Origin of the sequence: Thermosynechococcus sp. M98_K2018_005 (assembly GCF_015295825.1) — a bacterium.
Lineage (GTDB): Bacteria > Cyanobacteriota > Cyanobacteriia > Thermosynechococcales > Thermosynechococcaceae > Thermosynechococcus.
Map to the genome: position 1 here is coordinate 35,698 of NZ_DVEH01000059.1, position 8,727 is coordinate 44,424.

The 8,727-nt window shown below is 53.1% G+C and carries 7 protein-coding genes; 4 read left to right on the forward strand and 3 right to left on the reverse strand.

What is annotated here, in order from left to right; translation table 11 throughout:
• Window positions 1-100 precede the first annotated feature (100 nt).
• Window positions 101-1,312 (forward strand): putative peptidoglycan glycosyltransferase FtsW, encoded by a 1,212-nt coding sequence (locus IGQ15_RS08270; RefSeq protein ID WP_363315825.1) that lies wholly within the window; start codon window positions 101-103, stop codon window positions 1,310-1,312.
• Here IGQ15_RS08270 and IGQ15_RS08275 read toward each other — a convergent pair.
• The 3 genes from IGQ15_RS08275 to IGQ15_RS08285 all read right to left on the reverse strand — a co-directional run bounded on the left by IGQ15_RS08275 (window position 1,309) and on the right by IGQ15_RS08285 (window position 5,738).
• Window positions 1,309-3,195: a PhoX family phosphatase gene (locus tag IGQ15_RS08275; RefSeq protein WP_297050689.1), complete on the reverse strand. Its 1,887-nt coding sequence runs from the start codon at window positions 3,193-3,195 to the stop codon at window positions 1,309-1,311. The two genes, IGQ15_RS08270 and IGQ15_RS08275, sit on opposite strands and share 4 nt — an antisense overlap.
• A 118-nt stretch (window positions 3,196-3,313) precedes the next feature.
• Window positions 3,314-4,906: an ABC transporter ATP-binding protein gene (locus IGQ15_RS08280; protein ID WP_297050691.1), complete on the reverse strand. Its 1,593-nt coding sequence runs from the start codon at window positions 4,904-4,906 to the stop codon at window positions 3,314-3,316.
• A gap of 13 nt (window positions 4,907-4,919) precedes the next feature.
• The gene (locus IGQ15_RS08285; RefSeq protein ID WP_297050693.1) at window positions 4,920-5,738 is read right to left on the reverse strand and encodes a photosystem II manganese-stabilizing polypeptide; all 819 of its coding nucleotides are present in this window, start codon (window positions 5,736-5,738) and stop codon (window positions 4,920-4,922) included.
• A 246-nt stretch (window positions 5,739-5,984) separates the two neighbouring features.
• On the opposite strand from IGQ15_RS08285, the gene IGQ15_RS08290 reads away from it, so the two are divergent.
• From IGQ15_RS08290 to IGQ15_RS08300, 3 genes are all read left to right on the forward strand, one after another.
• On the forward strand, window positions 5,985-6,503 hold the full coding sequence (locus IGQ15_RS08290; protein ID WP_297050695.1) for a hypothetical protein: 519 nt from the start codon (window positions 5,985-5,987) through the stop codon (window positions 6,501-6,503).
• 134 nt (window positions 6,504-6,637) lie between these two features.
• Complete coding sequence (locus tag IGQ15_RS08295) at window positions 6,638-8,164, forward strand: serine/threonine-protein kinase (protein WP_297050698.1); 1,527 nt, start codon at window positions 6,638-6,640, stop codon at window positions 8,162-8,164.
• Between the two features lie 115 nt (window positions 8,165-8,279).
• The gene (locus tag IGQ15_RS08300) at window positions 8,280-8,450 is read left to right on the forward strand and encodes a chlorophyll a/b-binding protein (RefSeq protein ID WP_297050700.1); all 171 of its coding nucleotides are present in this window, start codon (window positions 8,280-8,282) and stop codon (window positions 8,448-8,450) included.
• The last annotated feature ends 277 nt before the right edge of the window (window positions 8,451-8,727 follow it).

Genomic DNA, 8,727 nt, shown 5'->3' on the forward strand with positions numbered 1-8,727 from the left:
ACGGATAGTGGCCGATGCCAGTGAGGGTCATCTAAGCGTGAGTTGGTGGCGTTTTCTCCCCTTTGGCGATCGCCGGCGGCGCAGCAAAGCGGTTGGCGACCTGCGGCAGTGGACCCTAGAAGCGCGATTGCTCCACTGGTTGACCCTAGTGTGGATTGGTCTTGGGTTGGTCGTTCTCTTTTCCGCTAGTTTTCCCGTGGGCTTGGCCGAAACAGGGGATGGGCTGTACTACTTTACGCGCCAGTTGCTGTGGCTTGCCCTTGGCTGGGCAGGGTTTCAACTGTTTCTACGGCTCCCGCTGCGGCGATCGCTCCAGATGGCCATTCCAGGCTTCTTTTTGTTTTTGCTGCTGATCTGGGCAACACGTCTACCGGGGGTTGGGACAACGGTAATGGGCGCCACCCGCTGGATTAGTATTGGCCCTTTTCAACTCCAGCCCTCGGAGATGATGAAGCCTTTTTTAGTCCTGCAAGCGTCTTGGGTGTTTAGTTCTTGGCAGCGGCTGCACCTGAAGGCACGTTGTTTTTGGTTAACGGCCTTTGCCCTGACGCTGCTGGGGATTTTGATTCAACCGAACCTCAGTACCACGGCCCTCTGTGGCATGACGTTATGGCTGATGGCTCTTGGTGCGGGTTTCCCCTTGGCACCCCTGCTGTTAACAGCCATGAGTGGTTTGGGCTTGGCAGGCCTCAGCATCAGCATTAACGAGTATCAACGGCGGCGGGTCATGTCCTTCCTCAATCCTTGGGCAGATGCGATGGGGGATGGCTACCAACTGGTGCAGAGTCTCTTGGCCGTTGCCTCGGGGGGAGGGTTGGGCACCGGCTATGGCTTTTCACAGCAAAAGCTCTCCTATTTACCCATCCAGCACACGGATTTCATTTTTGCGGTCTATGCCGAGGAAATGGGGCTATTGGGGTGCCTCTTGCTCCTAGGACTGCTGGCGGCCTACGGTTGGCTGGGAATGCGGGTGGTCAATCAGGGGCGGGATCCCCTGATCCAGCTCATTGCCTTGGGGGCAACGGTGATCATGCTCCTACAAGCCCTAATCAATATAGGTGTCGCCATTGGTATCTTGCCAACAACGGGATTACCCTTTCCCCTCTTTAGCTATGGCGGTAGCTCAATTATGGCCAGTATGGCAATCGCTGGACTGTTGATTCGCTGTGCCCGTGAAGGACAGCAGGCAGAGGTGATTGCCTTCCCCGGTGCTACTCGCCCCACAATTTCCAGAACCAGTCGCCGCCGTGCTGCTCCCGTGGTTCCCCTGCGTCCCGAAGGGATCAATCGCTATTCTTCACGCAAACCCTAGGCTGACACTTCCCGGCCATCTGAGCGCCACACGGCAATGACGGCAGGTCGAGGCACGACCACTTCTTCTCCATAGGGCCAGCGTGTTGGTAGATCAGCCGTGGATTTTGCCCCTTCCCCCGGATGCTGAATGGCACAGAAGAAGGTTTGATAGTCACTGCTAAATTCAGGGCCACAAATTTCACAGCCGGGCACACCAGAGAGGAACATCTTCAGTTCGCGGCGCTGCGGATTGAGGACATAAACGCCGTCATTTTTGCCGAGGCGGGTTGACCCGCCATTGCCATCCGTGGCAATCCAGACATTACCGGCGCGATCAAAGGTCAAGTTATCGGGTGCTGAGATTGGCGGTACCTCTGCGTTGGTGGGTTCACCATAAAGCACTAACTGGCGGTTCTGTTCTGGGGCGGTGGGATTTCCACAAAGCAAAGGCAGACGCCACTGAAACTGCAAGGCGGTTGGGTTATTGCCCTGCTCAATCATTTCAATCACATGCCCCATCACATTTTCAGGACGCGGATTGGCGCCATCTGTGGCCCTAGCCTTGCGTTTCTCGTTATAGGTCAACGCCAGCCAAACACTTTTGGTGACAGGATTCCACTCGAAGTCCTCTGGCCGATCCATTTTTGTTGCCCCTAGGGCATCGGCAGCGGCGCGGGTGTAAATAAAACAGAGGGCAGGATCCTCTTGGAAGGCCGTCGGCAGATTGGGGTTGGGGATAATTGTACTGCCCTCAACGCGGGCGATCGCCCGCCATTCACCCGTCAGATCGTCATTAAAGCGAGCAACGTACAGTTCCCCTTCATCCAACAGGTTCAAGTTAGCGGCGCGATCGTTGGCTTGGTACTTGCCCTTGGTAATGAATTTATAGGCATATTCAAAGCGTTCATCATCCCCCATGTACACCACAACTCGACCATCGGGGGCAATCACCGTTGTCGCCGCCTCATGGCGAAATCGTCCTAGGGCTGTGCGTTTAATGGGGGCGCGATCCGGGGAGAGGGGATCCACTTCCACAACCCAGCCAAAGCGAAAGGCCTCTTGGGGTTCCTTCGCGATGTTGAAGCGATCTTCATAGAGATAGAAGCCATAGCGATCGGCCCGCTCATTGGGAATGTCATAGCGCTTATGCAGCTCCTTCACCATGCCCGTCAGGTTGCTATCACTGCCGCCAAAATAGCTATGGAAGTTTTCCTCGCAAGTGAGTACCGTGCCCCAAGGGGTTTTGCCCGCTGAGCAGTTATTGAGCGTGCCATTCACCCGTGTCCCCGTGGGATCCGCAGCCGTTTTCAAAAGGGCGTGGCCTTTAGCAGGTCCAGAAATCTCACAGGGCGTTGAACCCGTGATTCGGCGGTTGTAGGGCGAGGCTTTCTCATATTGCCAGCCACCATTGGGGTTTTTGGCAATCTCAACAATGGAGAGTCCATGGGCTTCCCGCTGAAGGGCTGCTTGCCATTGATTGGGGCGATCGCCCACGGTTTCAAACATCAGTTCAGGATTGGTGTATTCATGATTCACGACGAGCAAATGCTTGCCATCGGGCGTGGTCTGATAGCCAACAAAGTCACAGTTGTAGCCAAAGCACTGCTGCTGCCGCTGGACATCCGCTTCGGTGACTGTTTGGTGAATGCGATTCCAATTCAAGTTTTCACCGCCATCGAGGGCATCCCCCCAGCGAATCACGACGCCATGCTCAAAGCCTTCAGGCAGTGTAATTTTATCGTCGGTGTTGGGATAGATCGTTGGAAAACCTAAAGCTGGTGCAGTGGCACACCCTTTGGTCAGGGTTGCAAGGGCTAAACCCGCCGCGCCAAAAAGGGCAGTTTTCAGTACGGTGCGGCGGCTCAGGACACGGGGTAACAGATCGCCAAAATATTCAGCCATGAAGTGTATCTCGTTCCAAATTGATCCACTGTGGGCAACCAACTCATAATTTAGGGAAGACTTAGGGAAGTTGGGTTAGGGTTTGCCTAAGAAATGGGGGAAAAATGGTTAAAATCAGCTACAGAGCAGCGGCCAGCAATTTTTGAGTGTAGGGATGCTGCGGCTGGGCAAACAATTGCGCGGTAGGAGCCAGTTCAACAATCTTGCCAGCATACATTACGGCAATGCGATCGCAAAAACTGCGGGCGACTGCCAGATCGTGGGTAATAAAGAGATACGTGAGTTGCAATTGCTCTTTTAACTGCTGCATCAGCGCCAGCACCTGCCGTTGAATATGGGCATCGAGCATACTCACTGGTTCATCACAGACCACGAGTTGCGGATGGGTAATCAGGGCGCGGGCGATCGCCACCCGTTGGCGTTGTCCCCCCGATAGGGCATGGGGATAGCGATGAACATAGGCTTCACTGGGGGTCAATTCCACCTGCGCCAACATCTCACATACCCGTTCTTGGGCAGCCTCTTTTTCCATCAGCCGATGAATTAGCAGGGGCTCCAGCAAATTTTGCCCCACGGTCATTTTCGGATTGAGGCAGGCATGGGGGTCTTGGAAAATCATTTGCAGATCGCGGCGGGCGGTGCGCAGTTGTGCCGCTGGTAATTGAGTTAAATTGCGCCCCAAAAAGACCACTTCACCGGCATTGGCGGGAATCAGTTGCAGAATCAAGCGGGAAAGGGTACTTTTGCCACAGCCGGATTCGCCCACGAGGCCAAGGGTTTCTCCCCGGCGCAACGTCAGATCGACGCCATCCACTGCGCGAATCGTGGTTTGCGGTTGTAGCCATCCCCCCAAGCGGTAGTGCCGGTGTAAATTGTGAACCCGCAGCAGTTCGGGGGCAGTGTCCAGTCGCGGGGTTTCTTTAGAGGTGAGTTGGCTGGCTGCAAGTAGGGATTGGCTATAGGGGTGCTGTGGCTGTTGCAGGACTTGGCGAGCCGCTCCCAGTTCAACAATCTTGCCTTGGTGCATCACCCCAAGGCGATCGCAATACTTAGCCATTAGTGCCAGATCATGGGAAATGAGCAACAGTCCTCGCTGCTCCTCTTGGCAGAGACGCGTGAGTTCATCCAGAATTTCTGCCGCGACGGTCACATCTAGCGCCGTTGTCGGTTCATCGGCAATGATCAGGGGTGGGTTCAAGAGCAAGGCAAGGGCAATCGCCACCCGTTGGCGCATCCCGCCACTAAACTCATGGGGATACTGATGCAGGCGATTGGCGGGAATTTTCACCCGATCCAATACCTCAATAATGCGCTGACGCCGTTGGGAGCGATTCCAAGAAGACCAATGACTCCGCAATAGCTCATCACAGTGGTCATAGACGCTCATGAGGGGGTTGAGGCGCGTCATCGGATCCTGAAAGACCAAACCAATTTGCTCGCCCCGCAATCGCCGCAATTGAGAAGCGGTCAGCCCCAAAAGGGATTGCCCCTGAAGGGCGATCGCTCCAGCCACCTGTGACCCCGGCGGCAATAACTGCAAAATGGCCTTACCAATCGTGGATTTGCCACAACCTGACTCCCCCACCAAACCGAACCGCTCCCCTGCGGCCACGTCAAAAGAAACACCATCCACCACAAATGTTGCAGCAGATGATGTCTCCGTTGTAGGGTAGGCGACCCGCAGTTCCCTGAGTTCTAAAAGAGTCGCCATGGGCTTGTCGATCCTAGGCAGGTTCGATGCGGGCGTAAAAGACCCCTTGAATTTTCACTTCGTGAGGTTCGTGGGCACCCATATCATCATCGGAGAGTTGCTCACTTTCAAAGGTGCCCGCAATTTCACCCGTGCGGCCATCCACTTTCGCCACATTCAGAGAAATTTTACCCTTGGTTAGGGAGAAGCGTTTGACATTAGCGCGAGCCACCTCTTCTTCTTTACCTTGGGGAAGGGCGATCGCCGAGTCATAACCAGAGGCCAAGCCCCGTCCTTTGGGATCGAGGAAGTTGGCGGTGCGGTAGGAAGGAACGTTAAATTGGCCCTTGAAATCCGTTGAAGTGGTGATGCTGCTAATGTTGGGCTGAGTGCTTGCCACCAGGTTTTTCACCGTAAACAGCAGTGGGATGCGCTCGCCACCGGGCATTTGTACTGTTACAGGCTGAAAATCAATCCCATCCTCTTCCACAAACGTGAGGCTGCCATCGCTGTTGACCTTGAGTTCCCCTTGAATTTGATCCAAGCTCGTGGTTTCGCGAGTCACCAGTTTTGTGGGAACAAATTCGGCCTCTTGGCGTTTGTTCCTAGGCTCTTCCTTGACCAAAAATGTCGTCGGCTGCAAGCACAGTTGAGCAATGCGATAGGTTTGGGAGCTATCAATGGGGTAGGCACCACGCGCCGTATCATCAAGGGTGGGGCACTTGTTGGCCAGACCTGTACCGACAATATCGTCATAGGTTAAAGTCTGTTTTGCGGCAAAGGCGGGGGCGCTCAAGGAAAAAATCCCTAAACATACCGCCAGCAGAGTCGCCATTAAAATGCGATATTTCATGGTTAACCTCAGAAGTCAAAGCATCTCAAAGCAGTTAGAGTGTGGGAGATACCCCTGCGTCAGAGTCCAGTGAAGGCAGCCATGCAACTACCTTATCAATCCATGATTATACGGAGCTTTGCGATCGCCTCAGAACGGAAATTTTCGCAGATATTTTAATTTCGCAAGAGCAAAACCGCTGACCAACCTCCCTCCAACTGGAGCGGCAAAGTAAACTAGTAAAAAAGCAGGATCGGGAGTGAGTTCATGGATGACAGCGAGTTGTTTGCTGTTTTTGTTGCCGATGTTGTCAATGGTACTGAGAGCCTTGCCTCAAATCCCAACTATCGCATTGAATCGGTTTTAGGGACTTTGCAACTGGTGGACAACAAAGCGGGCGTCATTGCTACGGGCAAAAGTGAAAATGGTCAACCGCAGATCATGGTCAAGCGCTACTGCGATGCGTGGGAATCTTTGCGACAAGCATTGACCCATGGCTCATTCTTCCCTGATGTCGCTCAAAATAAGGCACAACTGGTGCCTTTTACCCGTGCCACCATTCCCGAAGGCTATCAACTCTATGATTGTGCTGCCAGTGAAATGTGGCGCAGTTGGCGTCGGGGCGCCGTTGATCATGTGCATATCTATACCGCGAATCACTGGCGATCGGTGGGGGAGATTTCCTGTAGCGGTGGCGTGGTCTTTATCCCCGTTCCGGATTTGGAGAAAGAGATTCAGATGACCAGTTCCTCACTGATGTCTTGGTTAGGCGTTCCCAATGTTTAGAGGAAGATTCTACTACGGGGGAGCGATCCAACCTAAAGACTCTAGAGATAATAGACGTATAACCATAGCGACTTAGCAACACAATGCTTGCCTGTTTGCGACCTCGCCAGCCGATTTCCCCTTGAGGCAAATTTATGTCAGAACCGCACTGCGATACCAACATTGGCCAAATTCTGATGAATCGGTACCGGCTGACGGAGCTGATTGGCAAAGGCTCAATGGGGCGGGTGTATCGCGCAGAGGACATTCTCCTTGGTGGCGTGCCGGTTGCCGTTAAATTCCTGTCGCAAACCCTGCTCAACGATCGCATGAAAACCCGCTTTGCCCAAGAAGCGCGGGCGGGTGCTCTCCTCGGCCAGAAGAGTATGCACGTGGTGCGGGTGCTCGACTACGGCATGAACAATGAGGAAATCCCCTTCTATGTCATGGAATTTTTAGAAGGCGAAAACCTCAGTGATTTGCTCCTAGAAGAACCCCTGCCTTTAAGCCGATTTCTGCGCATTGCACGCCATGTGTGCCTTGGTCTTCAGGTAGCCCATGAAGGCATTCTCATCGAAGGCCAAAAATGCCCGATTATTCACCGTGACATCAAACCCAGTAATGTCCTTGTGATTCAGGATAGCACGATGGGGGAACTCGCCAAGGTATTAGATTTTGGAATTGCCAAATTTTTGGGGGATGTGTCGGAAAAGGGTCAAACCTCGTCGTTTATGGGCACTTTAGCCTACTGTTCCCCAGAGCAAATTGAAGGGCGAGAGTTGGATCACCGCTCCGATATCTATAGTCTTGGCATCACCATGTATGAACTAATCACCGGCAAGATGCCCATTCAGGCAGAAACCCACTCTATTGGCAGTTGGTTTAAGGCACATCACTTCCAAAAGCCTGTCCCCTTCAATGTGGCGAGTCCGGGGCTGCATCTTCCCCCTGCCCTTGAGGAACTGATCATGGCCTGTATGGCCAAATCCCCCAGCGATCGCCCCCAAAACGTGGGTGAAATTATTAACGTTCTCACCGCCCTTGAGGAACAGTTTAGTAGTAGTCGAGTCACCCAGCCGGGGGTAGAGGTTCCCGCAAAAGTCTCTCAACCCCCTGTTGCCCTTGCAACCGTTGAAGAAGTCTGTTGGCAAAGTGTTTGGCCTGCCGATAAACCCGTAGCGGAAATTGTCTTTCCCATGCCCTTATATGCTCAACGGGAATCAGCAGCCTCGCTGTGGGTGATGTTGCCTCGGGTAGAGATCGATCGCCGCATGCTCAATATCCGCTACAACCAGTTTCTCTTTACCCCTAGTCCCCACCCGATGATTCTCTGGATTACCGCCATCTACGATCCTAAGCAAGGTCCCCGCTGGTTGCCCTGTTATTTGGATATGAAACTGCCACGCAACCAAGAGCTTTGCGTTTTGCTCTCGGAGACCGGCTACTATCCGCTGCTCTTTTTCTCCCTTGAGGATCCGCAACACTGCATCAATGTCCGCATGTTTACGATCGCCACCTTCCAGCGGCAACTCCTACGGGACTGGCTGCAAACCAGTAAAAGCTTGCCCAGTTCTGCCCCAGCGGTTGTGAGCCGCAATTTGCTCAAGGCGGAGTTTGAAAACTACAAGCCGCAAATCCTCGCCAAGCTGGAGAATGTGAAGATGGCCACAGTCATTGATTAGGGATACCGCGATCGCCCTCTAGGGCAGCAATAGAGAAAAATATATTAAGAGATGTTGCGCGATTGGTAAAGAATTGTTACAGTGAGGGTACAGGGTTCGATCAGGAGTCAAAACCATGGAAGATACCAAAACCGTCAAAGCTGAAGATCGCAACGCATGGGTGTTTGGATTTACCCCCCAAGCTGAAATTTGGAATGGTCGCCTCGCCATGATCGGCTTTGTGGCGGCGCTACTCACAGAACTGATCACCAAACAAGGCGTGCTTCACTTCTGGGGTCTCCTCTAGACCTTAACTCTCTCCCAATTTTCAGCGGTCAAAGTGTCATTTTGAGGTCAGTAATGGCCTCTTTTTTTTGGCCAATTGACGGTTAAACACAGCGCTTTTCCCAAAGAGAGCACACACGCAAAACTACGAAAAAGCTTGGGAGCGAGGATGGCACTCTCCCTATAGATTCAAACTTAATAGAAGAAGTGTAGCGGGAAATGCCGCTGTCAAAGTACCTGTTAAATAATCCGCGATTGAGGATCAATGAATCTAGGAGTGATTCACACGGGGAATCCCC